Consider the following 23651-nt stretch of genomic DNA (forward strand, 5'->3'; position numbering starts at 1 on the left):
TCAGTCTGCCGCTGACAGAAGGCTCTCGCCAATATTGTTGGCCGCGAGGGCATTCACTACCGGATTGGCGTACATGTCGAGCAAATAAGGTCGAATGGCGGCGTCACAGTTTTCCAGTCGGCGCTCCATTTCGGCTTTCGCGGCTTCCAGGTCGGCCGGGGACCAGGTTTCAGCCGTAACAACGCTCTCGCTGACGTTGCCTGGCGTTTCGTGGGCATCCGGGTGAACACCGCGCATCTGGTATGCCACCAGGTTGGAGGCATGCAGGTGATAGTTGGCGTGCATTTCGTGGTCAATGCGTGTCGCAAGCGCTTTCGGATCGTCCGGTGCATTCAAAATAGGCGCGCCAAAGTGCACGTGTACGTGGCCTTTGTAGCCGGTCAGCCCTCTCATAATCTGATTGGTGTCTTCGCCCTCCGCTTTCTGGTAGCTACCAGTGCGGGCCCTCACTTCAAGCTCCCGGGCTTTGTCAGCGTCACAGGGATCGTACTCGTACGCGATGGAGACCGGCACAATGTGCAGCCGATTGATTGCCTCGGCAAAGCTGAGCCCGGATTTTTTCCGGCTCATGTAAAACATTTTGATAATGGCCGGGTCGGTCAGATCAATACCGTCTTTGGCCCGGCCTTCGCGCTGGGCGATCCAGATGCTGTCATTGTGATCAATACTGTGATTGATAAAGCCAGACAGCGTCAGATAGGCGTCACGCATTTCTCGTGGACTGGTCATGTTTCGGCGCACAACAAAGCTTTTGTTGAGCCGCATCATTTCAGCGAACACCCGGTTTGCGAGCAGGTTGTCGCCAATGGCAATACGCGTGGTGTGAAATCCATTCTGAAACAACAGGTAATTCACTACCATCGGGTCAAACACGATGTCCCGGTGATTGGAGATGAACAGGTGTGCGGTGTGCTTGCTAAGATTTTCCAGTCCGCTGTGAGTCACTCGGGAGGTAGTGTTTTCGACCAAATCGCCTACGTAGCCGGATAACCCGGCCTGCAAATCATCCACTCGACGAAAATGCCCAAAGTGGCGAACCAGCCAACGCCGAACGAAAACCCGCAATACGGCAGGTGCCCACTTTGCGGCCAAAGGCGATTTGAACCGGCCGACCATGTCCAGAAAATCCGGATCATTGACCAGTCGATGAATTGCGGGGGCGGTTTCTTGATCCGAGTAGGGTCGGATCGTGTCAAATTCCTGCATGCAAGCCCTGTTTTTGTTCGAAGCGATTAATCTAAGTCTCTGAAGCGGCGACATTGTATCCTGTCTTTTAACGTTTTGCCTCCACCGAAATGGCCTGTTGACCAATCCCCGGGCAGGATCTGCTATCATTCGAACCCGAATTTCACCCCCTCTCAAAGGCTGAAGACAACCATGTATCCGGACCAGGATTTCGACCGGCTGACCCGCGAGCCACCCTCCGCCACCAATCGGAACGCGGACCAGGTGCTGCACGAAGTCTTTGGCTACGAGAGTTTTCGGCCCTTGCAGGGCGATATTGTTCGCGAGGTGGTTAACGGTGGTGATGCTCTGGTCCTGATGCCCACGGGTGGCGGTAAATCGCTTTGCTATCAGGTTCCGGCATTGGTACGCCCGGGCACGGCGATCGTCGTCTCGCCCCTGATCGCGTTGATGCAAGATCAGGTGACGGCACTTCGGGAGCTTGGCGTAAACGCTGCGTTTTTGAACTCCACCATGGACTATGAACAAGCCCGGGCAACCGAATACGCCTTGATGACCGGCGAGCTCGACCTACTCTACTGCGCGCCCGAGCGACTGATTCAGCCGCGCACCATCGAACTTCTGCACAACGCCTCGCTGTCCTTGTTTGCCATCGATGAGGCCCATTGTGTGTCCCAGTGGGGCCACGACTTCCGCTCGGATTACCTGCAGCTGAGTATGCTGGCTGCTGAGTTCCCGGGAATTCCGCGCATTGCATTGACGGCAACAGCCGACGACCGTACCCGGAAAGAAATCGCTGAACGTTTGTCGCTGACTCAGGCCAAGCACTTCATCAGCGGCTTTGATCGCCCCAACATTCAATATCGAATCACCCCAAAAACTAATGCAAACAAACAGTTATTGGACTTTATTAAGGCTGAACATCAGGATGACTGCGGCATTGTTTATTGCCTGTCCCGCAACAAGGTAGATGCCACCGCGAAATTACTGGCGAGCAAAGGCTACACAGCCCTGCCCTACCACGCCGGTCTTGACGCCCAGTTGCGAGCCAGGCATCAGGACCGTTTTCTGCGGGAAGACGGCATCATTATTGTCGCCACTATTGCCTTTGGCATGGGTATCGACAAGCCCGATGTGCGGTTTGTTGCCCATCTGGATCTGCCCAAAAGCCTGGAAGCCTATTATCAGGAAACCGGCCGTGCCGGCCGTGACGGCAAACCGTCGACCGCCTGGATGGTCTATGGCCTGCAGGATGTGATCAAACTGCGCCAAATGCTCGAAGCGTCTCAGGGCAATGATCAGTTCAAGAGGGTCGAGCGCCAGAAACTGGATGCCATGCTTGGCCTGTGCGAAGTCACCCAGTGCCGCCGGCAGGTGCTGCTGCGCTATTTTGATGATGCCATGGAGCACCCCTGCGGCAACTGTGATACCTGCCTGAACCCGCCGGAAACCTGGGATGGCACAGTGGCGGTGCAGAAAGCCCTGTCTTGTGTCTATCGTACCGGCCAGCGATTTGGCGTGAACTATCTGATTGATGTGTTGCGGGGCTCAGAAAACGAACGAATTCTGCAATCGGGCCATCAGGCTATTTCGACCTATGGCATCGGCACCGATCTGTCCGCCAACGACTGGAAATCGGTCTACCGCCAGCTGGTGGCGAACGGTTACCTCAGAGCCGACCCGGAAGGCTATGGCGCCTTACAGCTGACGGAACTGTGCCGCCCCCTGCTGAAGGGCAGTCAGACCATCGAGTTGCGTAAAGACCCGGTCGTCAAAAAGACCGCGTCGTCGAAATCGTCTGGCAAGCGCGCCGGCTCAGATGTGCGTGATCAGATTACCGATCATAACGGCTGGGAAGCCCTGCGAGCTTGCCGCAAGGCACTGGCCGACAAACAGGGGGTGCCGCCTTACGTGATTTTTCACGACACCACCCTGTTCGACATGCTTGAACGCCGCCCCGACAGTCTGGAACAGTTGGCGGAGGTCAGTGGCGTAGGGGCAGCGAAGCTGGAAAAATACGGCGAAGTGTTTTTGCAAACGCTGCGTGAGATTGCTCAGGCCTGAGCCTGAAAGCCTTTCTTGCGAACCCGGTATTGGGCCAGAGAGGTAGCCACGTGGTTGCCTTTCTCATCCCGAAGAATGCCCTCCAACGTAAATTTGGCCCGCCCGGTGGCGTCCGCATCCGCCAGAATGGCCGCTACGGCCTCCGGCGGCAGGGCAAACTCAACAGTCACGTCTGAGTTGGCTGGCAGCAAAAACTCCAGTGTCATTTCCTTCAGAATGGGTGTGTAGGCAGCGCCCAAATCAAACAACGCCATCACGCCACCCGGAATCTCTGCAACCAGAAAATAGGCGCCCGCGTACAAGCTGCCAAAGTGGTTCTTATTGCCCTTCAATTTTATTTTTGCCCGGACATAACCCGGCCGCATCTCTTCAACGCTGAAGCCATTGCGGGGGGCGAACGGAATGGCCAAACCGATCAGCCGGTTTACCGCCGCATAACTTCCGGTTTTCTTGAGCCAGTCCAGAGGCTGTAACAGGGTCGCTTTAGGATTGCTTGTGGTGACCCACTGGCCAGCAGTGCCGATGAGCGTATCGATGATTGCCATACACAGGTTCCTTTTGATTTGAGAGCGATAATTGCAGCGCAGCACCGCCGCTTCAAGAAGCTTTTTCAGTTTTTTTGATAGTTGTATCGTTCGAATATCAAAAAGTGTTCTAAAGTGAAGGGGCATTCCGATCTGCAGGCAAGGTTCTTCTTTTCCTGCGTCATTAAAGGACTACCGCGTGGTTTCACGTTACCAGAAAGGAAAATCAGCGCTAGGTGTCTGCCTGCTGGCGGTGTCTTTAACACTAATCGCGCCGGCAACTGTGTCGGCCGCACCAGAAATGGTAACGGAAGTATCTGAGGGCCATCGCAGCTTTATTCTTTGGTACCGCAACTACGACAACCCCGCCATACGGTCACTGGTCGAGCTGGCATTAAGCAAAACCTCGGAGTATGGCAGTTACGATTTGATCCGCAGCGTAGAGCTCAGTCAGGGCCGAGTGTTGAGAGAATTGGCGAATAACAATAGTAGCCTGGTCGACATTGCCAATGTCGCGACCAGTTCTGAGCGTGAAGCGTATCTCAACCCGGTGCCCCTGCCCGTCGACGGCGGACTGCTCGGATTCCGGGTGTGTCTGGTGTTACCCAAGAACCTGTCGTTGTTTCAAGACATTAATACCATTGAAGATTTGCAAAATAGTAATATCCGGATTGGCCAGGGCGCCCATTGGCCAGACACCCCGATACTCGAAGCCAACGGTATCAACGTGATCACTCACACTCGCTATGAAATTCTGTTCGGGATGCTGCGCAACGAGCGCTTTGAGTGCTTTGCCCGGGGCATCAGCGAAGTGATGTTCGACCTGGAGCTCAATCAGGCGGATGATCTGGTTATTGAGCCTGACCTGTTACTCGCGTACCCGATGCCATCCTACCTGTTTGTGGCACCCAACGATCAGGAGGCGGCTCACCGGTTACAGTTGGGATTGGAGCGGGCTATTCAGGATGGCAGCTTTGCGGTCTACCTGAAAACCTGGTTTGGCCGCGCGGTGGTGGAATTGGGTCTGGAGCGCCGCAAGGTGCTCACCCTCGAAAACCCCTACCTGAGTGAAGAATCCATGTATGTCGGCAGGCATACCCTTGAAAATCTTCGGCGCCGACTGGAGTTCCTGGGCCAGTAATGCTGACCGGCCATCCCTGGCCGTATCGTCCGCTACACTCGGAAGCGCGAGACTTTCTCGTTCAGGGTGTGGCCAATCGTTTCAATATGCCCGCTGTAGACATCATTCTCGCTCGCCGCCTTGGCCGCGTCCTGGCCCTGGTCTGCGATTCGGGTAATGGAAGCATTCAGTTCTTCAGTGACCGAGGTTTGTTCCTCAGACGCCGTCGCAATCTGCGTGGTCATCTGACTGATGGCGGTGATGGCATCGGCGATCCGGCTCAGGGATTCCATGGCATCCTGGGCTTTCTCCATACTGACGTTGGATACCGCCGTCGAGGCTTTCATCACCTCAACGGCATTGTTAGCACCCTTCTTGAGGCGCTCGATCATGTCGTTGATCTCACCCGTTGACGCCTGAGTTCTCTGGGCCAGATTACGCACCTCGTCTGCCACCACGGCAAAACCGCGACCGGCTTCCCCTGCTCTTGCCGCTTCGATGGCGGCGTTCAGCGCCAGCAGGTTGGTTTGTTCCGCAATACCCTGAATCACTTCAAGTACCGTGTTGATGGAAGACACGTCCTTGCCGAGCGTATCGATGACCTCTGCAGCTGCAACAATCTCTTTTGAGAGCGTCGCAACCGCATCTCGTGAGGCTCCTACAGTTTGCAGCGATTCACGGCTTTCCTGATCGGCATTCTCGGCAGCTTCAGCCGTTTGCTGGGCGTTCTGGGCTATCTCACCGGCAGCCGCAGACATTTCATTGATTGCTGTGGCAATCATGTCAATCTCGCTTTGCTGGCTCTCTACGCTGGACCGACTGGAACTGGAGGTTTCCCTGAGGGACGAGACATTGCCGGCCAGTTCATCACAGCCCTCTTTGACCTCATGAACCACCTGTTGAATATTGGCAACAAATCGGTTGAAGTTCTCTGCAAGCTTGCCGAATTCATCCGAGGCAGAGTCATCCAGACGTCTGGTCAGGTCAGCTTCACCTGAAGCGATACTCGACATGGCACCATTCAACCGACGCACAGGTGCCATCAGAACACGAATGCCGAAATAGAGCGCGACCAGGGCGATAATCAGGCCAACGCCGGCGATCGTTAAGCCGCCTACTCTGGCTTCAACAATCGGTGCATTGATCAAGTCCTCATTCACAAACGTAACGAGATACCAATCTACCGCACGGGCATCCGAGATCGCATGTAAGGCCGCACTCCACTGAGTATCATTCATACGAAACTGGTAAACGCTGCCGTCAAGAGAAGGTTGCAGCCCGATAACCTCTGAAATATTTTTTCCAACAACGGTCGGCTCTGGGTGAAAAAGCACAGTGCCGGATTGATTTACCAAGGCCGCGAAACCCGTGTCCGCCAGAGTAATGGTGGACAGCATTGCCTCGATGGTTCCCAGGCCGATATCCATGCCGACCGCGCCTCTGAACATACCTGAGTTAATCGGTGCCATGGCGGAGATAATGGTTTCGTTACTGCTGGCGTCTCTGTATGGGTCGGTATACGAGGCCCTGCCCTGGCGCTGAGCCCCCTGATACCAAGGGCGAGCCCTCGGGTCATAATCTGAGGGCAGCGTCGATTCTACCTCGAGGCTTCTCATCAGCATTCGACCATTTTCCGTTCCGGCATACACATCCTTGATGTTTCCTCCGCTGGTCATGGCCTGCATCAACAGGCGGGCCGTGTTGTCGGTGCGAATGTCTTCCAGTGCCGTAGCGGTCGCTTCGGCCAGGTCAAGCCGGGTGTTAAGCCAGTCTGAGATACTCGACGTGCTTTGCGCTACGGCATCTTGCATCAGCGCATCAACATAACGGTCTGTTGTCGACTTCAGCCGGACATCGGTTGCGAACGTTAACGCCATCATCAGCAACACGATGAGAGCTCCAACGGCGATGAGCAACTTTTGGGCAAAAGATGGTTTCAAGCGAATTACCTCCGGCAAGCTCTGAACAACTAGGTTACTTTCTCATAGATTGTAATCACAAACTAATTGGCTAACGGCAATTGCAGCGAAGTCTTTAGTAGAGTTTGTTAGACTGACACCCTAAGCAACAACTTGCTCACGTAATGGAGGCGCACCTGAATGGCCCATGAAGAACTACACCTGAACCTGCGTAACCTGACTGTTGACGACTATAGCCAGCTACAGGAGTTGATGGATGAGGTCTACGACGACATCGGTGGCGCCTGGCCTAGTGAAACCATTAAAGCGTTGGTCGAGCAGTTCCCGGATGGCCAGATCTGTATCGAAGACAGCGGGCAACTGGTGGCCGTCGCATTAACGGTCAGCGTAAAGTATGAGCGGTTCAGTAACCCCCATGCCTATGACGACCTAATCCTGCGTAACGAAAAGCTCTGGCACAACCAGAATGGCGACTCGTTGTACGGACTGGACGTGTTCATTCACCCGGAATACCGGGGTTACCGTTTGGGTCGCAGGCTCTATGAAGCCCGCAAGGAACTGTGCCGCTCGATGAACCTTCGAGCGATTCTGGCGGGTGGGCGCATACCCAACTATTTCAAATACTCCGAGCAGTACACACCGGAAGAATATATCCATCGGGTCGACCGTAAAGAAATCTACGACCCGATCCTGAGCTTCCAGCTGTCCAACGATTTCCAGGTTACCCGGCTGATGCACAAGTATCTTCCGGAGGACAAGAAATCACTCGGTTACGCCACCCTTCTGGAATGGCGGAATATCCTGTACACCCCGCCGTCTTCTGTACTCAACACCAAAAAGACTCAGGTTCGGCTTGGCGCCGTGCAGTGGCAGATGCGGGAATTTGCCTCGGTTGAAGAGGTACTTAAGCAGGTTGAGTATTTTGTTGATGCTTTATCAGACTATAAAAGCGACTTTGCGCTGTTCCCAGAGTTCTTCAACGCGCCCCTGATGGGCCTGACCGATCAGATGGATCAAACCCGCGCGATCCGTTTTCTGGCTGGCTTTACCGAGCAGTTCCGCAACGAAATGTCGGATATGGCCGTCAGTTACAACATCAACATCATTACCGGCTCCATGCCGCTGATTGAGAACGACCGCGTTTACAACGTCTCTTACCTTTGCCACCGGGATGGCCGGGTAGACGAGCAGCGAAAGATCCACATCACCCCTCACGAACGTAGAGACTGGGTAATCGAGGGTGGCAGTAAATTCGAAGTGTTCGAAACTGATGCCGGCCGGGTCGCCATACTGATCTGTTATGACATCGAGTTTCCGGAACTTGGCAGACTTGCTGCGAGCCAGAACGTGGATATCATTTGTGTGCCCTTTTGGACCGACACCAAAAATGGTTACCTGCGTGTGCGCCACTGTGCCCAGGCTCGAGCCATCGAAAACGAGTGCTACGTAGTCATTACCGGCAGTGTTGGTAACCTGCCGAAAGTGGAAAATCTTGACGTGCAGTATGCTCAGTCTTCTGTATTCTCGCCGTCTGATTTTGCCTTCCCGCACGATGCTGTGATGGCAGAGACTACACCGAATACGGAAATGATCATGTTTTCTGACATGGATCTTGAGAAACTCACTTTGGTTCGGAACGAAGGCTCCGTCACCAATCTGAAAGATCGCCGTGTCGATCTTTATGAGTTGAAAACTCTGTAACCATGTTCGATTTGGCCTCGATAGCCGGGGCCAGACATTGACCTGCTCCATGAAACGGTTACGGTAGCTGACTGATGGGATTGCCAAAAATGCGTAGCCCGTCTATTGTTTAATTAATGTTCAAGTCATCTGACTGGTCTCAGAGGCAGAGAAATCGTTTCATGAACGAAGAACTACCGGATATTGTTGCTCGTTTTCGCATCCGCCATGGCCTGTTTCGCAAAGAAACAGTCGAGGCTCGCCTCTATGAGTTGGATAGTTATGGCTGCGTGATGAAAACCGACAAGCTTTTCAACCCCGGTGATACCATCATCCTTGATCTGATCATGGACATGCCCTTCGAGGAAATCCGCGCAGAAGGTCTCTCTGGCCTGGTTACTGAGAAGAGAAAGCACTGTAGCAATTTCTTCTATTCTATTGATTTCGTTCAATTTGAATCCAGTGATGATTCACCTCTGGCCGACAAAGTTCGTCGCATTCGCGAAGTACTTCTAAAGAAACAAAGCCTCAAGTCCCGAAGAAGTTCAAACTCTACAACGGGTATGAAGCAATTAGCCTGATACTGTTCCACCATTAATCACCCCATCCGTAAGGAGACATCCGATGGCGAAGAAAGCCAAACCAAGCGTTGATAAGATCGTCAAGAAAGTGAACAAGGAATTTGAGAAGACATCTACCCAGATCGAAGGCCTGATCAATGATGCCCTGAAGCAGTTCGACCACCTGCAGCACCAGGTGCAGGACCCGGTTCGCAAACTGCTTAAAGATATGGACGAGCTTCGTGAGCGTGAAATGAAACGCTTTAACGACGAATTCGAACGCCGGATGAATGAGTTCCATGAGCTGCAGACGTCGCTGCTGGAAAAGCTTGGCATTGCGACCAAAGAAGCCGGCAAAGATGTGAAGAAAGTGGCCGACACAGCCAGTAAAAAGGCCGGTACTGCGGCCAAAAAAGTTGAAACTGCCAAGCCTGCGGCCAAAAAGGCCCCGGCCAAGAAACCCGCAGCCGCCAAAGTCGCCAAGCCTGCAGACAAAACTGACCTTACCCGGATCAAAGGTGTGGGCCCGGCAACGGCGAAGAAAATGAAAGAAGCTGGCTTGACCTCGATTGAACAGATTGCCAATCCGAGTGATGCCGACAAGCAAAAACTCGAGGCGTTCAAGAGCATCAAAGGGTTTAACGAACTATCAGCTGAAGCCAAGAAAGTACTCTGATGCAAACGCCCGAACAACCTGTATTACGGGACATTGTCCTGGTAGGTGGCGGGCACAGCCACGTCGGGGTCCTCAAGCGATTCGCCATGAATCCGGTCCCCGGCGTAAGGCTAACCCTGATCTGCCGCGATACCCATACCCCCTATTCTGGAATGTTGCCCGGCTATGTTGCAGGCCATTACAGTTACGATGACGTTCATATCGATCTGAGTCGCCTGGCAGAGTTTGCTGGTGCCCGCTTCTATCGAACAGAAGTCATCGGTCTGGATCGATCTGCACAGCGAGTGATCTGCAAAGGTCGACCAAAGGTTCCCTACGATCTGCTCTCGATCAATATCGGCTCGTCACCGCGCGTGGCCGAGGTGGCCGGGGCGGCCGAATTCGCAGTGCCGGTCAAACCCATCACCGGATTCAATACCCGTTGGCTGGCCTTGTTGTCACGGGTAGAAAACCACGATGGCCCACTGACCATTGCCGTGGTGGGTGCGGGTGCCGGCGGTGTCGAGCTGACTCTGGCCATGCAGTTCCGGTTGCGCAACGAACTGGCCCGGCGCGGCAAAGATCCGGATCAAATTCACTTTCACCTGTTTGACGCCGCCAGTGAAATACTGCCTACTCACAACGCCAAGGTTCGAGCTGTGTTCCGCGACAAGCTGGTCAAGCGCGGAGTAAAACTGCACTTGGGCGCAGCGGTTTCAAAAGTTGAGCAAGGATTACTCACCACCGAGGGCGGCCATACACTGCAAACCGACGAAGTGCTCTGGGTTACCCGTGCCGGTGGGCCGGCCTGGCTTGGCGACACCGGACTGGCACTGGACGACGGCCTGTTTATCCGGGCTCGCGATACCCTTCAGACGGAAAATGACGATAACATTTTTGTCGCCGGTGACATTGCCAACGTGGTCAACCACCCGCGTGAGAAAGCCGGGGTGTTTGCGGTCCGTCAGGGCCCACCCCTGGCGGAAAACCTCAGGCGCATGGCGCTCGGTAAACCGCCCAAGGCCTTCAGCCCCCAAAAAAGCTGGCTGGCACTGATCAGTACCGGGGATCAGTTCGCCGTCGCCTCCCGGGGCAACCATAGTTTTTCCGGTGCCTGGGTATGGCGCTGGAAGGACTGGATTGATCGCCGGTTCATGCAGAAATTCAGCGACCTTCCGGCCATGGAGGAGACCGGCCGATTGCCGGACACCTCAGCCGCCCAGAATCCGGAGGAAGCCTCTCAGGCAATTTCAGCCGTAGCCATGCGTTGTGGTGGATGTGGTGCCAAAGTTGGCAGCACAGTGCTCTCCAGAGCCCTCGGTGAACTGCGCCCGATTGAACGCGATGACATCATCATCGGTCTGCACGCACCGGATGATGCGGCCGTGCTGAGGGTGCCGCCGGGATTAGCCGTGGTTCACACGGTCGATTTCTTCCGCGCCTTTATTGATGACCCCTACGTGTTCGGCAAAGTGGCCGCCAATCACGCCTTAGGCGACGTCTTTGCCATGGGCGCAGAAGCCCAGAGCGCCACCGCAGTCGCCACTGTGCCTTACGGCATTGAGTCGAAAGTGGAAGATACGGTGTTCCAGATGATGTCAGGCGCGGTCGAGGTGCTTAACGAAGCTGGCTGTGCGTTGGTGGGTGGCCACACCGGCGAAGGCAAGGAGTTGGCGCTCGGGTTTGCGGTCAACGGTTTGATTGATCCCGACAAGGTGATGAGCAAAGGCGGCCTTCGCGCGGGTGATGTGTTGCTACTGACCAAACCGATTGGCACCGGCACTTTGTTTGCCGCCCATGCTCGCCTGGAGGCAAAGGGCCGCTGGATCGATTCGGCGCTTGCATCGATGGTGCAGTCCAATAAGCCGGCGGCAGATTGCCTGGTGCGTTACGGTGCGCGGGCCTGTACCGACGTCACCGGGTTTGGTTTGCTCGGACACCTGGTGGAAATGACCCGGCCGTCCGGTGTCGATGCCGAACTGGATCTCACCGCCATACCGATTCTGCCAGGCGCCGAGGAAACAGTGGCCGCTGGCATACTCAGCTCCCTACAACCGGCCAATGTGCGGTTGCGCCGGGGTATTCGTAATCAGGCCGACTGGGTCGATCACCCACGTTATCCGTTGATCTTTGATCCGCAGACGGCCGGTGGCTTGCTGGCCAGTGTGCCGGAAGCCGTTGCCGAGGCCTGTGTGCGAGAACTCAAATCACTGGGCTATCCACACACCGCCATCATCGGCCGCGTGTCTGCACAGGATAACGGTGGCGCGATCGAGCCCATCACACTTCGGGACTGACAGCGTCCATCGCCAACGCCAGGGCCTTTTCCAGGCTCTGGCGTTCCTGCTCCGGGGTGAAGCTTGCGGCAAGCTCGTTCACCCTGGCCCGCAGCTCCGCGAGAAATTCTGGGTTCGTTTCCACCCGATACATAAGATTCGCCAGAGACGCTTCGTCTTTGACCGGAAAATATCCGGGATATTCCTTACCCAGCAAGCCCCGGTTACCGGGAATGTCAGAGGCCAATATCGGCAAACCGGCCCTGCAGGCTTCGGAAACCACGTTGGCGCCGCCCTCCATCACTGAGCTGATCACCATCAGGCTGCTGACCGCCATCAGGTTTTCAAGCTGCGGTTTGTCTAACTCACCGAGCCAGTGAAAACGCGGGTTGTCTTTGCTTTCCTGAAGTGCTTTTTGTCGCCATTCGCCGTTGTGCGGTTTGCCGGCACAGGAAACAATGATCCGGGAATCTTCCGGAACCAGCCGGCTGGCCCAGGCGGCTCTCAGGGAGTCTTTTTCATCTCTGAGATGACCAATCACACAAACATTGAGTTGCCCGGGCTCAACCTTTGAACCACCATACACAGTCGGTTGCGGAGCAGATTGCCTGAGCGTCACCAGCTTACTGCGAAACCGTTCGGGGATATCCCAGGCAACCAGATCGTGCAGGCCGATCAACACCTGAGCTGACGCCATGGACGCAAGTGTAGGCTCTGGGTATTCGAATTGATGGTGATAGATATCGGTACCGGTCAGGACCACAATCAATGGCTTGTCTGGCCAACGCTCGCTGAACTCGCGGATAGTGTCGGCACTTCGCCAGGCATGCAGTGCGATCATAAGATCGCAGGGCTCATCGTGGTAATCGGTACGAACGGCGACCTCGTGGCCGCTGGCTTCAAGCAACTGTTGCCAGCGCACGGCGGTGGCCCTGTTGCCCGCTTTTGAATCAGGTCCTGCGGGAGTGACGATTGTAATATTCATGAGACTGGCCAGAAAAAGTTTAGGAAATTCTGCATGTCGCCGTGCTCCGGGTAAAGCATTCATCCGTATATCGGTTCAGAGTTGGCGCGATTCGCGTTATCCTTTGTGGCGCCAAACTTATCGTCGTCAATTCAGTTGGCCGCCAGTACACATCTATCTCAGCAACTGTATAAAAAGGACACACCATGAACATCAAGCAAATACGGAAATGGCTTGTTTCCGGGTTTCTCGCGCTGGTAGCCACCAGCACGGCAACTGCTCAAACGTTTGTCTTTACCGCTATCCCGGACGAAGACGAAACCCGACTGGTTGAACGTTTCCGGGGTATAGCCGATTATCTTTCCGAGCAGTTAGAGGTAGACGTGCGCTACATCCCGGTAAAATCCTATGCGGCAGCAATCACCGCATTCCGCAACAACCAGGTTCAGCTGGCGTGGTTTGGTGGGCTGTCCGGCGTTCAGGCACGTGCACTGGTGCCCGGCTCTGAAGCCCTGGCCCAAGGTGTGGAAGACCAGGCGTTTTATAATTACTTTATTGCTCACAAAAGCACCGGACTGGACCGCGCTGACGAACTGCCTGAAGGCATTCGAGGCAAAACCTTCACCTTCGGCTCCAAAGGCTCCACGTCTGGGCGACTGATTCCGGAATACCACATCCGGGAGCGTTTTAACGAGGCGCCCGAGACAGTGTTCAGTCGTGTTGGTTTCAGTGGCAATCACACTCGTACCCTGCGACTGGTCGAGTCTGGCACTTATGACGTTGGCGCCCTCAATTACAAAGTCTGGGAAAAGGAACTGGAAGACGGCAACATCAACACCAACGACGTTAAAATCATCTGGAAAACACCCGGTTTCCCGAATTACCAGTGGACCATCCGCGGTGACGTTGACGATCGCTTTGGCGAAGGCTTCAAAGAGAAAGTCCGCGAGGCGCTGTTGAATCTTGACGATCCGGCACTGCTGGAAAGTTTTCCACGTGAAGGCTTTATTCCTGCCTCAAACGACGATTACGAACCCATCCGAAGTGTGGCCTCCGAACTCGGAATTATCGATTGATGCGAGATTTCGCTTTTGATGGTCTGAGCGCAAGCTTTGGAGGACAGCGGGTTATCGGCCCGCTCTCTCTCGCAGTAAAGCAGGGCGAGCATGTAGCGCTGGTCGGCAAAAGTGGTGCCGGCAAGTCGACCCTGATCAAACTGCTTTACGAGCGCCTCACCCGTGAGGCATCGCTGGTTCCGCAAGGCCTGGGACTGGTAAATGCCCTGCCCGTGTTTCATAACGTATTCATGGGCCAACTCGACAAGCACCCTCTGTGGTACAACACGTTAACGCTGATTCGGCCGTTCCGCAAAGACCGTGACGTTATTCGTGGCTTGCTGGATGACCTGGGTATTCCCGACAAACAGTGGACGCCGGCGGCGACCTTGTCAGGCGGCGAGCGTCAGCGGGTGGCCATCGCACGGGCACTGTATCGCCAGGCTCCTTTGCTACTGGCCGACGAACCTATCTCAGCCCTTGACGGCCCGATGGCGCACCTGGTTATGCAGGCCTTGACTGACAGATTCAGCACCAGCGTGATCGCACTGCATGATGTCGACATGGCGCTGACCTACTGCAACCGGATTGTTGGTATTCAGGATGGCCAGGTGGCCTTGGATCAGCCGGCCAGCAGGTTGCGGACGTCTGACATCATGACCCTCTACTGACAGGCTAACCCGGCAGACTATGCTTTCTTATCCAACCGTCCGAGTCAGCTTGTTATTTTTTGCCATTGCCGTGGCCGGCTTGTTCATTGCCGACATTGCCATCACTACTGCCAACCCATGGCGAGACCTCGGGCAGTTCTTTATTGGCGTTGCCACCCCCAACTTTTTCAGCACCGAAGGTCTGATGACCGCGTTGTTGCGCACCGTTGCTTTTGGTTTTGTCGGGGTAACGCTGGGCAGCCTTTGTGGATTCTTGCTGGCGCTGGTGTATCGCTTCATGCCGGTGCGGATTTTTTGTGCCTTTATCCGAGCCATACATGAGCTGTTCTGGGCGCTCATCTTTCTGCAGTTTTTCGGCTTCCACCCGCTGACCGGGGTGCTTGCCATTGCGATTCCGTACGCCGGCATCTTCGCCAAAGTGTATTCTGAAATTCTCGACGAATCCGATCCGGAACCTTCACGCCTGCTGCCGCCCGGCACTGGCGCGATCGCAGCATTCCTTTATGCCCGCATTCCCGATTGCTGGGTACAGCTTCGCACTTACACGGCTTACCGCCTGGAATGTGGCCTGCGTTCATCAGCGATTCTGGGGTTTGTCGGGCTGCCTACCCTCGGGTTTTACCTTGAATCGTCTTTTTCCCAGGGCCTGTATTCTGACGCCGGTGCAATGCTGATCCTGTTTTACGTGCTGATCGCTACCATGCCGCTCTGGGTGAAGCCCAAACTGCTGCCGTTTTACATACTGGCGGCGCCTTTCTTTCTGGGCGAGGGCTTCCCCATCGTCTGGGGCAACGTCGAGCGTTTCTTTACCGAAGATATCGTGCCTTCGCCCCTGAGGAATGGTGAAGGGCTGGCAGGACTTTCCACCTGGCTGGGCGACCTGATGGTGACAGAAGCCCTGCCCGGCATCTGGAACACAATCGTACTGACCCAAATCGCGCTGGTGGCCACGGGAATATTGTCGCTGTTAGCCTTCCCCCTGATCTCAAAGCACTTTGGCGGGCCGGTTCGGCGCACTTCGGGCCATGTCTTTCTGGTGATCGCCCGCTCTACCCCGGAATACATTCTGGCGTACATTCTGCTGCAGCTCTGGGGGCCATCCATGCTGCCTGCGGTGGTGGCGCTAGCGCTCCATAACGGTGGCATTATCGGCCACCTGATCGGTCGCCAGACCAACACCATCGAGTTGCGCCCCGATGCACCAACCGGGTTTACCCGTTACAGCTGGGAGCTGGTGCCGCGCGTGTATCGGTCGTTCCTGGCGTTTTTGTTTTACCGCTGGGAAATCATCATGCGGGAAACCGCCATTCTCGGGATTCTGGGTATCTACACCCTGGGGTTCTACGTCGATAGCGCCATTCAGAACATCCAGTTTGACCGGGCGATGATCCTCATTTTGATTACCGCCTCCCTGAACATCGGCGTCGACATACTTGGCCGCTACATTCGCCGCAAACTGGCTCTGCAAACTATGCCGACCTGCTGAACCGCTGGGATAGCCATCACATTTCTACCGTCTTTCTGAGAATTTTACCGGTTCTGCATGGCAGTTGCCGCCTCTTTCACGTTACACGCTGTTACACTTTGTTCTGTCGCATTTAACTGGTCGTTTCAAGGCAGATACACCTATGATGGTCAACGGATTGGTTGCAGTTACCCAGGCAGGGTTGATTCTCCTACTCGGCATGCTTGGCCTACGCATGTTTTCGCTGATTCGGCAAGAATCCACACACCAGGTTGGTGTGATGGCAAGTGGCGACCCTGTTAGTCCACCGCAGCCGAAGGTTCAACAGCGACCGATTCGCCGCAAGCAACAGACACCTGATTACGCATCCTCCGACAAAACCGAGCTGTATACTCGTTTGCACATCCTGGCCGGACTTCAGGAGCGAGATTGCCGTGTCAAAGGCTTGATGCTCTCGGGTGCCCCGGAAACGGTCCGCAGCTGTGCCGCAGCGTGGCTGTACGGTGCTGCCTGCGCGTTCACCCCACGCCACCAAAGACACACCGAGGCGCTTGCCGGCATCGTAGCCAGAATTATCAGCCGTAAAACCGGTAGCGGTCAGCCCGAGGCTGTCCAGGCAATTTCGACGCTGACCACCAGCAATCTGTTATTGGCGTGTTATCGGGCGGGTTTGGAGGGAGCGGAGTTCTGGCAGGATCACCAGTATGTGCCTGCCAGTTCCAGTTTGTACGAGGTGGTGACCAGTAACGCTTTTATCTAGCCGGTTCGAGTTGCCAGCTGGCCCCGAGCGTAACAGTCTCACTGCTGGCATCATCGCCTTCTGGTATCCCGGTCACGACCGGCTTGGTAAAGTCGCCGTCTTCGGTGTAGGTCATGGATTCAACGTCAACCGACCGAACCAGCCAGGTTTGACCGTTTGCCGTCACCCGGGCACGGTGAGTCAGGCCAAAAACAAACCGGCAATAATCCAGTTTGAGCTGCAGAAGATCCTGTTCAGCTTTACCAATCTTGCGTAGAAGAACCTTCTGAACACTGTCCCCGTAATCCATCTCTTTTCCCTGGATAAGACTTGAATTTTGCAGGATTTAACTATTTTTGTGCCTGAAAAACCAGCGCCCAGGGCACATTTTGCAACTTTTCCTGCCCGTCCTGCAGATCGATGCGCCAGATCATGTCTGCGCCTGTTGTGCAGAACGGTGCGGTAAACCGGGCTTGATACTCCAGGGGCTGCTCTCTTACCAGCGGCACCGGATACTCACCCATGTACATGGATTGCCCACGCAGAACCGCCAGAAACCGGTCTGGCGCTTTCGGTACGGTAACTGACAACCGGTACTCCATACCCTGAGTGCCCGGCTCCGTACTGACAAGCGTAATCCGCCAGTCGCCGTCTTTTGTCGTCCACTCGCAGGGGGCTTTCAACAGGTCGCACGGCGGCCGTTCTGCAACGTCAGCGGTGGTGTCCAGAAAACGTGGACCAAAAACAACCAGAGCAATCGCACCGATAACTAAACTTACAACCACGATGGCTCGTACCATACAGATCCCCGACATTGCCGATGTGGGCATTATGGGGATAAATCCCGACATAGCAAAGGTTTCTAAACGGCTGCCAGCATGAGAAAATGTCGGGCTTTCTGGTTTGAGTCACCCACAAAACAGGACACGCCCGTGCAACCGGACATTTCCGTAAAGCACCTGAACAAGACTTACGAAGATGGCTTTCAAGCGTTGAAAGACATCAACCTGGAAATCTACCCGGGTGAAATTTTTGCCCTGCTCGGCCCCAACGGCGCCGGCAAGACCACTCTGATCTCGATTATCTGCGGTATCGTCAACAAAAGTAACGGCGATGTGAAGGCCGCCGGCTACGACATCATCAAGGATTATCGCAAGGCCCGTGAATCCATTGGCCTGGTGCCCCAGGAGCTGAACACAGACTCCTTTGAAACCGTCTGGAATGCGGTGTCGTTCAGTCGCGGGCTGTTTGGTAAACCCGCCAATCCCGATCATATAGAAACGGTGCTCAAAGACCTCTCGCTCTGGGACAAGCGCAACAACCGCATTATGTCGCTGTCTGGCGGCATGAAGCGCCGGGTGATGATCGCCAAAGCGCTGTCGCACGAACCGCGTATCCTGTTTCTGGATGAGCCCACGGCGGGCGTCGATGTGGAGTTGCGTCGGGACATGTGGGAAATGGTGCGCAAGCTGCGCAAAAACGGCACCACCGTCATTCTGACCACGCACTACATTGAAGAAGCCGAAGAAATGGCGGATCGCATCGGCGTGATCCGCAATGGCGAGATCATCCTGGTGGAAGACAAAGCCCGGCTGATGTCCAAACTTGGCAAGAAAGAGCTTCGTTTGCACCTGCAGCACAAGCTGGACAAGGTGCCTGGTGAACTCACGCTCGAACCCGTCGAATTGTCCGATGACGGCTATGAGCTGATTTACACCTTTGATTCCCAGCAGCAACAGGCCGGCGTTGCTCGCCTGTTACGCACATTGAGCGATCTCGGCATCGACTATCGCGATTTACAGACCCGGGAAAGTTCACTGGAAGAGATATTTGTTGGCCTGGTCCATGAATAACCGCCGGCACGAACGGAGAGTTCAATGAATCTTTACGGTGTAAAAGCAATTTACAACTTCGAAATGGCACGCATGAAACGGACGCTCATGCAAAGCGTGTTGTCGCCGGTTATCTCCACCTGTCTGTATTTTGTGGTGTTCGGTTCCGCCATTGGCTCCCGCATGGGTGACATCGGGGGCATTGACTACGCCGCCTACATTATCCCTGGCCTGGTGATGCTGTCACTCCTCATGCAGAGCATCTCCAACGCCTCCTTTGGCATCTATATGCCCAAATTCTCCGGCACCATCTACGAGGTGTTGTCGGCCCCCGTGTCGTATTTCGAGATTGTCCTTGGCTACGTGGGGGCGGCGACCACCAAGGCGGTCATTCTGGGCCTAATCATTCTGTTGACGGCACGCCTGTTTGTCGATTACTCGGTAATGCACCCGTTCTGGATGTTGTCGTTCCTGATCCTTACCGCACTCACCTTCAGCCTGTTCGGTTTCATCATCGGCATCTGGGCCGACGGTTTCGAGAAGCTGCAAATCGTCCCGATGATGATCGTTACGCCCCTGGTGTTCCTGGGCGGCACCTTCTATTCCATCGATATGCTGCCGGAAGTCTGGCAAACCATCAGCCTGTTCAACCCGGTGGTGTATCTGATCAGCGGGTTCCGCTGGGCCTTCTATGGGGTGTCTGACGTGCATGTCGGTATCAGTGTCGGCATGACCCTGGTGTTTCTCTCACTCTGCATGACGGCGGTGTGGTGGATCTTCAAAACCGGCTATCGACTGCGCTCATGAAGCCCTGGGCAACCCCTTGGTTACTGGCCGTTGGTCTCGTCGCTGCGCTGCCTGGCTGTGGGGCCACCGACGCCAGCGAACAGGCGATCCTACCCGTTTTCGAGGCCTGCTTTGTGACCGCCAATGACGACAACTACAGCGTCGTACTTGAAGTGGCCAGTGAGGATCGCGAGCGGCAACGGGGGCTGATGGGCCGCACAGAACTTGGTGACGATACCGGCATGTTATTTACCTACCGAGGCGAACGATCCGCCCGGCACGGGTTCTGGATGTTTCAGACCCTGATTCCACTGGACATCGCCTACCTGGATGACAACGGGGTGATCGTCAGCATACGCACCATGGCGCCCTGCCCCTCACCCCGGGGCCGGGACTGCCCGAACTACCCGTCCGGGCAGCCGTTCTGGAACGCGGTTGAAATGAACGCCGGCTATTTCGAGGCTCAAGGTATCAGCGTCGGCGACCGCCTTCTCTGGCCTGCCGACCACACCTGTACGAACTGACGGTTACTTGTCCTGCCACTGCGGATCCCGCTTGTCGAGGAACGCCGAGATCCCCTCTTGCGCATCCACCGCCTTCATATTGCCCGCCATGACCTCAGCGGTATACTCGTAGGCCTCGGACAAAGGCATTTCCAACTGGCGATAAAATGCGGCTTTACCAACTTTCAGAGCGTGGCCGGATTTGCCGGCAATGGTGGCTGCCATCTGGTAAACAGTGCCGTCCAGCTCTTCCGCTGCCACCACACGATTCACCAGACCAAGCCGCTCCGCCCTGCCCGCATCGATCATCTCACCGGTCAGCAGCATCTCCATCGCGTGTTTACGGGGTACGTTACGAGACAACGCCACCATGGGCGTAGAGCAAAACAACCCGATGTTGACACCGGGCGTGGCAAACCGGGCGCCGCTCTCGGCAACCGCAAGGTCACAACTCGCCACCAGTTGGCAGCCCGCAGCCGTGGCTACGCCCGCCACCCGGGCAATGACCGGCTTCGGCAAGTTCACTATCTGCTGCATCACCTTGCTGCACTGGCGGAACAGCGCCAGCTGAAATTCATGGCTGTCGAACTGTGAACGAATCTCCCTGAGATCATGCCCCGCGCAAAACACCTTGCCTTCCGCCGCCAACACCACTACCCGAGTCTCGTCGTCGCTCTCGAGAGCGGTAAACACTTCCGACAATGCATCCAGCATGGCCATCGACAAGCTGTTTCGCTGCTCCGGCTGACTCAGTGTTAACGTGGTTATTCCGCCTTCGGTGTGTTTTTGCACCAGGGTATTAGTTGTTTGTGTCATCGTGCTGTTCTCCGTCGTTCTGTTAAGAGCAGTATCACCAAACCTCCGGTGTCTGTCGAACCGACCTTCGGAGAGTAGCCGGAGCCTGGTTGTATTCCCGATCAGCGCCCTCAGAGTAGAAGCAGGTAACGTTAAAAGGAGAATCTATGAATCGCTCCCTGTTAATCAAAATAGTGGCATTTGTCCTGATTATCGGCGGTGCCACCATGGTGCTGATCAAAGACGACCCACAAGTGCCCACCGGCGATATAAACCGGATACAGCCGGTCATGCCTGCTCAGGAATCCGATAATCAGCGGCCTGAGGAAGATACAGATGAAATCGACGACGAAGAGCAGCGTTGACTTTAGAAACTACGCTTGTGGGATGCGCTGGAGCTTCATCAATTGAAATGGTGCCCGGAGCCGGAATCGAACCGGCACGACCTAACGGTCGAGAGATTTTAAGTCTCTTGTGTCTACCAATTTCACCATCCGGGCATCGGAGGGAACTGCGTGGAGGGCGGAATTGTATAAGGCCCGATGGCGTAACGCAATTCCGTTCCGGCTAGAGTGTTTCAAAGTCGCCGAAATTTCTTTTCTGACAAGCTAAATCGGCTTGGTGGCGCGGCCTTTGTAGATGTAACCGGCAATTTTTGGCGCGTTGGGCATGTACAGGTTTTCTAGCTCCTGGACTTCAAAGCCTGCCTGCAGGATCAGATCGGCAATGTGCCGGTTCAGGTGGCAGCCGCCGGCGAGCATCTTCCAGCCCGGCGTTATCCGGTGTTGCCATTTTCGGGTGCTGTCGTGCGGGGCTTCGCCGTGCTCGAGGAACAGCAGGTCGCCACCGGGTTTCAGCACCCGTTTCATCTGCAACAAGGCCGCATGCCAGTCGGGTATGGTGCACAGGGTGAAGGTGAGCAAGACGGTATCCACCGAATCGTCCGCAAGCGGAATCTTCTCCCCTGGCAGGTCCAGCCATTCCACGTTTATCGGTGACCGGTTCAGGTTGGGCAGCGCCTTGCGCCGCATGCCGGCGGAGGGCTCCAGCCCGTACACCATCTCGACCTGGTTCTGATCGTAAAATTCCAGGTTGATGCCGGAACCCATGCCTACTTCAAGCACCCGCCCTTTGGCTCGGGGCACAATCTGGCTGCGCAGCTTCATGACCTGGCCCATGGAGCAGGCCTTGTCTATGATGTGGGGAAGAATTCGGTCCTCGTAAAAGCTCATTGGGCTCACCATAATTGTTATAGATCAAGGGGTGCGACAAACTGCCCTATCGTGTTTTGCTACGATTTGAGTAGCATTGCAACATCTGCCGGCAATAACAACATAACAAAATGACCTAAGGCAGCGGCTGAACGGGTTCGCTGGCCCGTTTGTTATGACTTGTTTGAGTTACCGGAGGTATTCATGGAACTCGACCCTCTCATCCTATCGCGAATCCAGTTCGCGTTCGTGGTGTCATTTCACGCCATTTTTCCGGTGTTCACCATCGGTCTCGCTTCCTATATTGCTGTGCTTGAGGGCCTGGCCTTCAAAACACGCAACCCGGTCTGGGTAAAGCTGTCGAGTTTCTGGACCAAGGTCTTTGCCGTGGTGTTCGGTATGGGGGTGGTCTCCGGCATTGTGATGTCGTTTCAGTTCGGCACCAACTGGAGCAACTTTTCCCAGGCCACGGCGAACTTCCTCGGCCCGGTACTGAGTTATGAGGTGATCACGGCGTTCTTTCTGGAAGCGGCGTTTCTCGGGGTACTGTTGTTTGGTCGTAACAAGGTGCCGCCCGGGGTTCACCTGTTCGCCGCGATCATGGTGGCCACCGGTACCTTTATTTCGTCGTTCTGGATTCTCGCCGCTAACAGCTGGATGCAGACTCCGGCCGGCATTGAACTGCGTGACGGCGTTTTCCACGTGGTGTCCTGGAGCCAGGCGCTGTTCAATCCGTCCTTCCCTTACCGGTTCCTGCACATGGCGTTGGCGTCTTTCCTGACCGGCGGCTTTGTGGTGGCGGGCGTCAGCGCCTGGTATCTGCTCCGTGGCCGCGAAGTGGAAGCCAATCGCAAGGCCTTGTCCATGTGCCTGTGGCTGCTGCTGTTCATTGCCCCGGCTCAACTGGTGGTTGGCGACTTCCACGGCCTTAACACGCTGGAGCATCAGCCGATGAAGGTCGCGGCAATGGAGGGCAACTGGGAAACGTCCCGCAATGTGCCGCTGTTGCTGTTTGCCATCCCGGACCAGGCCAATCAGACCAACCATTTCGAGATCGGCATTCCCAGCCTGGCCAGCTTTGTTCTCACCCACGACTGGGATGGCGAGGTACCGGGCCTGAATGAGGTGGCGGTAGAAGAGCAACCGCCTGTGGCCATTGTGTTCTGGTCGTTCAGAATCATGGTGGGGCTGGGCATGTTGATGATTCTGTTTGCCCTGACCGGCCTGCTGCTGCGTGCCAAGGGTCGCTATTACCAGGCCCGCTGGTACCTGCAGGGCTTGAGGTTCATGAGCATTGCGCCGTTTATTGCGGTTCTCACCGGATGGTTTGTGACGGAGGTGGGTCGTTCGCCCTGGCTGGTCTACGGCATGATGACCCATGCCGAGTCAGTAACACCGTCGCTGACCGGGGCCATGGCTTTGTTTACGTTGATCGGCTATATCGTAGTGTACGCTCTCGTTTTCTCTGCCGGCGTCTACTATCTGATGCGGGTTCTTTACGTCGGCCTGGAAGACGATGAAAAAGACGAAGAACATGGGGCCGATCGGCCAGCCAGGCCGTTGTCTGCCGCCCATGTGCCGTTCGAGATTGAACCTGGCGAAGGCTCTGTCAACCACGCGAAACCGCTCAACCAGGGAGGTCACTGA

Annotated in this window: 23 protein-coding genes and 1 tRNA gene; 15 read left to right on the top strand and 9 right to left on the bottom strand. The window is 55.5% G+C overall.

Features of this window, described 5'->3' with window-relative positions:
- A complete protein-coding gene (locus tag C7H08_RS14355; protein WP_106672931.1) occupies nucleotides 1-1206 on the bottom strand; it encodes a 1-acyl-sn-glycerol-3-phosphate acyltransferase in 1206 nt (401 codons plus the stop codon).
- Between the two features lie 171 nt (nucleotides 1207-1377).
- Here C7H08_RS14355 and recQ point away from each other — a divergent pair, with 171 nt between their 5' ends.
- Nucleotides 1378-3249, top strand: a complete 1872-nt coding sequence (gene recQ, locus C7H08_RS14360; RefSeq protein ID WP_106672932.1) for a DNA helicase RecQ — start codon at nucleotides 1378-1380, stop codon at nucleotides 3247-3249.
- Here the strand turns inward: recQ and C7H08_RS14365 are convergent.
- Nucleotides 3240-3794 (bottom strand): YiiD C-terminal domain-containing protein, encoded by a 555-nt coding sequence (locus C7H08_RS14365; protein ID WP_106672933.1) that lies wholly within the window; start codon nucleotides 3792-3794, stop codon nucleotides 3240-3242. The two genes, recQ and C7H08_RS14365, sit on opposite strands and share 10 nt — an antisense overlap.
- A gap of 178 nt (nucleotides 3795-3972) precedes the next feature.
- Here C7H08_RS14365 and C7H08_RS14370 point away from each other — a divergent pair, with 178 nt between their 5' ends.
- Complete coding sequence (locus C7H08_RS14370) at nucleotides 3973-4914, top strand: hypothetical protein (RefSeq protein ID WP_227663285.1); 942 nt, start codon at nucleotides 3973-3975, stop codon at nucleotides 4912-4914.
- Nucleotides 4915-4946: 32 nt separating this feature from the next.
- On the opposite strand, the gene C7H08_RS14375 is transcribed toward C7H08_RS14370, so the two are convergent.
- On the bottom strand, nucleotides 4947-6833 hold the full coding sequence (locus tag C7H08_RS14375; protein WP_106672934.1) for a methyl-accepting chemotaxis protein: 1887 nt from the start codon (nucleotides 6831-6833) through the stop codon (nucleotides 4947-4949).
- 159 nt (nucleotides 6834-6992) lie between these two features.
- Between C7H08_RS14375 and C7H08_RS14380 the strand changes: the two genes are divergently transcribed.
- From C7H08_RS14380 to selD, 4 genes are all read left to right on the top strand, one after another.
- The gene (locus C7H08_RS14380; RefSeq protein WP_106672935.1) at nucleotides 6993-8513 is read left to right on the top strand and encodes a bifunctional GNAT family N-acetyltransferase/carbon-nitrogen hydrolase family protein; all 1521 of its coding nucleotides are present in this window, start codon (nucleotides 6993-6995) and stop codon (nucleotides 8511-8513) included.
- A gap of 161 nt (nucleotides 8514-8674) precedes the next feature.
- On the top strand, nucleotides 8675-9073 hold the full coding sequence (locus tag C7H08_RS14385; protein ID WP_106672936.1) for a hypothetical protein: 399 nt from the start codon (nucleotides 8675-8677) through the stop codon (nucleotides 9071-9073).
- A 43-nt stretch (nucleotides 9074-9116) separates the two neighbouring features.
- The gene (locus C7H08_RS14390) at nucleotides 9117-9728 is read left to right on the top strand and encodes a helix-hairpin-helix domain-containing protein (RefSeq protein WP_106672937.1); all 612 of its coding nucleotides are present in this window, start codon (nucleotides 9117-9119) and stop codon (nucleotides 9726-9728) included.
- Nucleotides 9728-12004, top strand: a complete 2277-nt coding sequence (gene selD / locus C7H08_RS14395) for a selenide, water dikinase SelD (RefSeq protein ID WP_106672938.1) — start codon at nucleotides 9728-9730, stop codon at nucleotides 12002-12004. The genes C7H08_RS14390 and selD overlap by 1 nt, the downstream gene beginning before the upstream one ends.
- Here the strand turns inward: selD and senB are convergent.
- Nucleotides 11988-12968 (bottom strand): selenoneine biosynthesis selenosugar synthase SenB, encoded by a 981-nt coding sequence (gene senB, locus C7H08_RS14400; RefSeq protein ID WP_106672939.1) that lies wholly within the window; start codon nucleotides 12966-12968, stop codon nucleotides 11988-11990. The genes selD and senB overlap by 17 nt on opposite strands.
- Nucleotides 12969-13153: 185 nt before the next feature.
- Here senB and C7H08_RS14405 point away from each other — a divergent pair, with 185 nt between their 5' ends.
- The 4 genes from C7H08_RS14405 to C7H08_RS14420 all read left to right on the top strand — a co-directional run bounded on the left by C7H08_RS14405 (nucleotide 13154) and on the right by C7H08_RS14420 (nucleotide 16898).
- On the top strand, nucleotides 13154-14023 hold the full coding sequence (locus C7H08_RS14405) for a putative selenate ABC transporter substrate-binding protein (RefSeq protein WP_106672940.1): 870 nt from the start codon (nucleotides 13154-13156) through the stop codon (nucleotides 14021-14023).
- Nucleotides 14023-14673, top strand: a complete 651-nt coding sequence (locus C7H08_RS14410; RefSeq protein WP_106672941.1) for an ATP-binding cassette domain-containing protein — start codon at nucleotides 14023-14025, stop codon at nucleotides 14671-14673. The genes C7H08_RS14405 and C7H08_RS14410 overlap by 1 nt, the downstream gene beginning before the upstream one ends.
- 19 nt (nucleotides 14674-14692) lie before the next feature.
- Nucleotides 14693-16159 carry a PhnE/PtxC family ABC transporter permease gene (locus C7H08_RS14415; RefSeq protein ID WP_106672942.1) on the top strand — a complete coding sequence of 489 codons (1467 nt, stop codon included), beginning with the start codon at nucleotides 14693-14695 and terminating at the stop codon, nucleotides 16157-16159.
- A 142-nt stretch (nucleotides 16160-16301) separates the two neighbouring features.
- Entirely contained in the window at nucleotides 16302-16898 is a 597-nt protein-coding gene (locus C7H08_RS14420; protein WP_106672943.1) for a hypothetical protein, read from the top strand.
- Here the strand turns inward: C7H08_RS14420 and C7H08_RS14425 are convergent.
- Nucleotides 16891-17187, bottom strand: a complete 297-nt coding sequence (locus tag C7H08_RS14425; protein WP_106672944.1) for a hypothetical protein — start codon at nucleotides 17185-17187, stop codon at nucleotides 16891-16893. The genes C7H08_RS14420 and C7H08_RS14425 overlap by 8 nt on opposite strands.
- A gap of 40 nt (nucleotides 17188-17227) precedes the next feature.
- Entirely contained in the window at nucleotides 17228-17662 is a 435-nt protein-coding gene (locus C7H08_RS14430; RefSeq protein ID WP_227663286.1) for a hypothetical protein, read from the bottom strand.
- A 147-nt stretch (nucleotides 17663-17809) separates the two neighbouring features.
- On the opposite strand from C7H08_RS14430, the gene C7H08_RS14435 reads away from it, so the two are divergent.
- Genes C7H08_RS14435 through C7H08_RS14445 form a run of 3 tightly spaced genes read left to right on the top strand, consistent with a single transcriptional unit; the run spans nucleotide 17810 to nucleotide 20019 of the window.
- On the top strand, nucleotides 17810-18730 hold the full coding sequence (locus C7H08_RS14435) for an ABC transporter ATP-binding protein (protein WP_106672946.1): 921 nt from the start codon (nucleotides 17810-17812) through the stop codon (nucleotides 18728-18730).
- Between the two features lie 24 nt (nucleotides 18731-18754).
- Nucleotides 18755-19516 carry an ABC transporter permease gene (locus tag C7H08_RS14440; RefSeq protein ID WP_106672947.1) on the top strand — a complete coding sequence of 254 codons (762 nt, stop codon included), beginning with the start codon at nucleotides 18755-18757 and terminating at the stop codon, nucleotides 19514-19516.
- A complete protein-coding gene (locus C7H08_RS14445) occupies nucleotides 19513-20019 on the top strand; it encodes a DUF192 domain-containing protein (protein ID WP_106672948.1) in 507 nt (168 codons plus the stop codon). The genes C7H08_RS14440 and C7H08_RS14445 overlap by 4 nt, the downstream gene beginning before the upstream one ends.
- Nucleotides 20020-20022: 3 nt before the next feature.
- Here the strand turns inward: C7H08_RS14445 and C7H08_RS14450 are convergent, their stop codons facing one another.
- Complete coding sequence (locus C7H08_RS14450) at nucleotides 20023-20814, bottom strand: enoyl-CoA hydratase (RefSeq protein WP_106672949.1); 792 nt, start codon at nucleotides 20812-20814, stop codon at nucleotides 20023-20025.
- 146 nt (nucleotides 20815-20960) lie between these two features.
- Between C7H08_RS14450 and C7H08_RS14455 the strand changes: the two genes are divergently transcribed.
- Nucleotides 20961-21158 carry a hypothetical protein gene (locus C7H08_RS14455; protein WP_106672950.1) on the top strand — a complete coding sequence of 66 codons (198 nt, stop codon included), beginning with the start codon at nucleotides 20961-20963 and terminating at the stop codon, nucleotides 21156-21158.
- A gap of 48 nt (nucleotides 21159-21206) precedes the next feature.
- Here C7H08_RS14455 and C7H08_RS14460 read toward each other — a convergent pair.
- Together C7H08_RS14460 and C7H08_RS14465 are read right to left on the bottom strand one after the other, a co-directional pair.
- A tRNA-Leu gene (locus C7H08_RS14460) sits at nucleotides 21207-21293 on the bottom strand.
- A gap of 108 nt (nucleotides 21294-21401) precedes the next feature.
- Nucleotides 21402-22025: a class I SAM-dependent methyltransferase gene (locus C7H08_RS14465; protein ID WP_106672951.1), complete on the bottom strand. Its 624-nt coding sequence runs from the start codon at nucleotides 22023-22025 to the stop codon at nucleotides 21402-21404.
- 183 nt (nucleotides 22026-22208) lie between these two features.
- On the opposite strand from C7H08_RS14465, the gene C7H08_RS14470 reads away from it, so the two are divergent.
- A complete protein-coding gene (locus C7H08_RS14470; protein ID WP_106672952.1) occupies nucleotides 22209-23651 on the top strand; it encodes a cytochrome ubiquinol oxidase subunit I in 1443 nt (480 codons plus the stop codon).

Source organism: Marinobacter halophilus (genome assembly GCF_003007685.1).
GTDB classification, from domain to species: Bacteria; Pseudomonadota; Gammaproteobacteria; order Pseudomonadales; family Oleiphilaceae; genus Marinobacter; species Marinobacter halophilus.

Coding starts and splice junctions, on each gene's coding strand:
- C7H08_RS14355 (WP_106672931.1), bottom strand. CDS start 1,206: ATGCAGGAATTTGACACGATCCGACCCTACTCGGATCAAGAAACCGCC.
- recQ (WP_106672932.1), top strand. CDS start 1,378: ATGTATCCGGACCAGGATTTCGACCGGCTGACCCGCGAGCCACCCTCC.
- C7H08_RS14365 (WP_106672933.1), bottom strand. CDS start 3,794: ATGGCAATCATCGATACGCTCATCGGCACTGCTGGCCAGTGGGTCACC.
- C7H08_RS14380 (WP_106672935.1), top strand. CDS start 6,993: ATGGCCCATGAAGAACTACACCTGAACCTGCGTAACCTGACTGTTGAC.
- C7H08_RS14385 (WP_106672936.1), top strand. CDS start 8,675: ATGAACGAAGAACTACCGGATATTGTTGCTCGTTTTCGCATCCGCCAT.
- C7H08_RS14390 (WP_106672937.1), top strand. CDS start 9,117: ATGGCGAAGAAAGCCAAACCAAGCGTTGATAAGATCGTCAAGAAAGTG.
- selD (WP_106672938.1), top strand. CDS start 9,728: ATGCAAACGCCCGAACAACCTGTATTACGGGACATTGTCCTGGTAGGT.
- senB (WP_106672939.1), bottom strand. CDS start 12,968: ATGAATATTACAATCGTCACTCCCGCAGGACCTGATTCAAAAGCGGGC.
- C7H08_RS14405 (WP_106672940.1), top strand. CDS start 13,154: ATGAACATCAAGCAAATACGGAAATGGCTTGTTTCCGGGTTTCTCGCG.
- C7H08_RS14410 (WP_106672941.1), top strand. CDS start 14,023: ATGCGAGATTTCGCTTTTGATGGTCTGAGCGCAAGCTTTGGAGGACAG.
- C7H08_RS14415 (WP_106672942.1), top strand. CDS start 14,693: ATGCTTTCTTATCCAACCGTCCGAGTCAGCTTGTTATTTTTTGCCATT.
- C7H08_RS14420 (WP_106672943.1), top strand. CDS start 16,302: ATGATGGTCAACGGATTGGTTGCAGTTACCCAGGCAGGGTTGATTCTC.
- C7H08_RS14425 (WP_106672944.1), bottom strand. CDS start 17,187: ATGGATTACGGGGACAGTGTTCAGAAGGTTCTTCTACGCAAGATTGGT.
- C7H08_RS14440 (WP_106672947.1), top strand. CDS start 18,755: ATGAATCTTTACGGTGTAAAAGCAATTTACAACTTCGAAATGGCACGC.
- C7H08_RS14445 (WP_106672948.1), top strand. CDS start 19,513: ATGAAGCCCTGGGCAACCCCTTGGTTACTGGCCGTTGGTCTCGTCGCT.
- C7H08_RS14450 (WP_106672949.1), bottom strand. CDS start 20,814: ATGACACAAACAACTAATACCCTGGTGCAAAAACACACCGAAGGCGGA.
- C7H08_RS14455 (WP_106672950.1), top strand. CDS start 20,961: ATGAATCGCTCCCTGTTAATCAAAATAGTGGCATTTGTCCTGATTATC.
- C7H08_RS14465 (WP_106672951.1), bottom strand. CDS start 22,025: ATGAGCTTTTACGAGGACCGAATTCTTCCCCACATCATAGACAAGGCC.
- C7H08_RS14470 (WP_106672952.1), top strand. CDS start 22,209: ATGGAACTCGACCCTCTCATCCTATCGCGAATCCAGTTCGCGTTCGTG.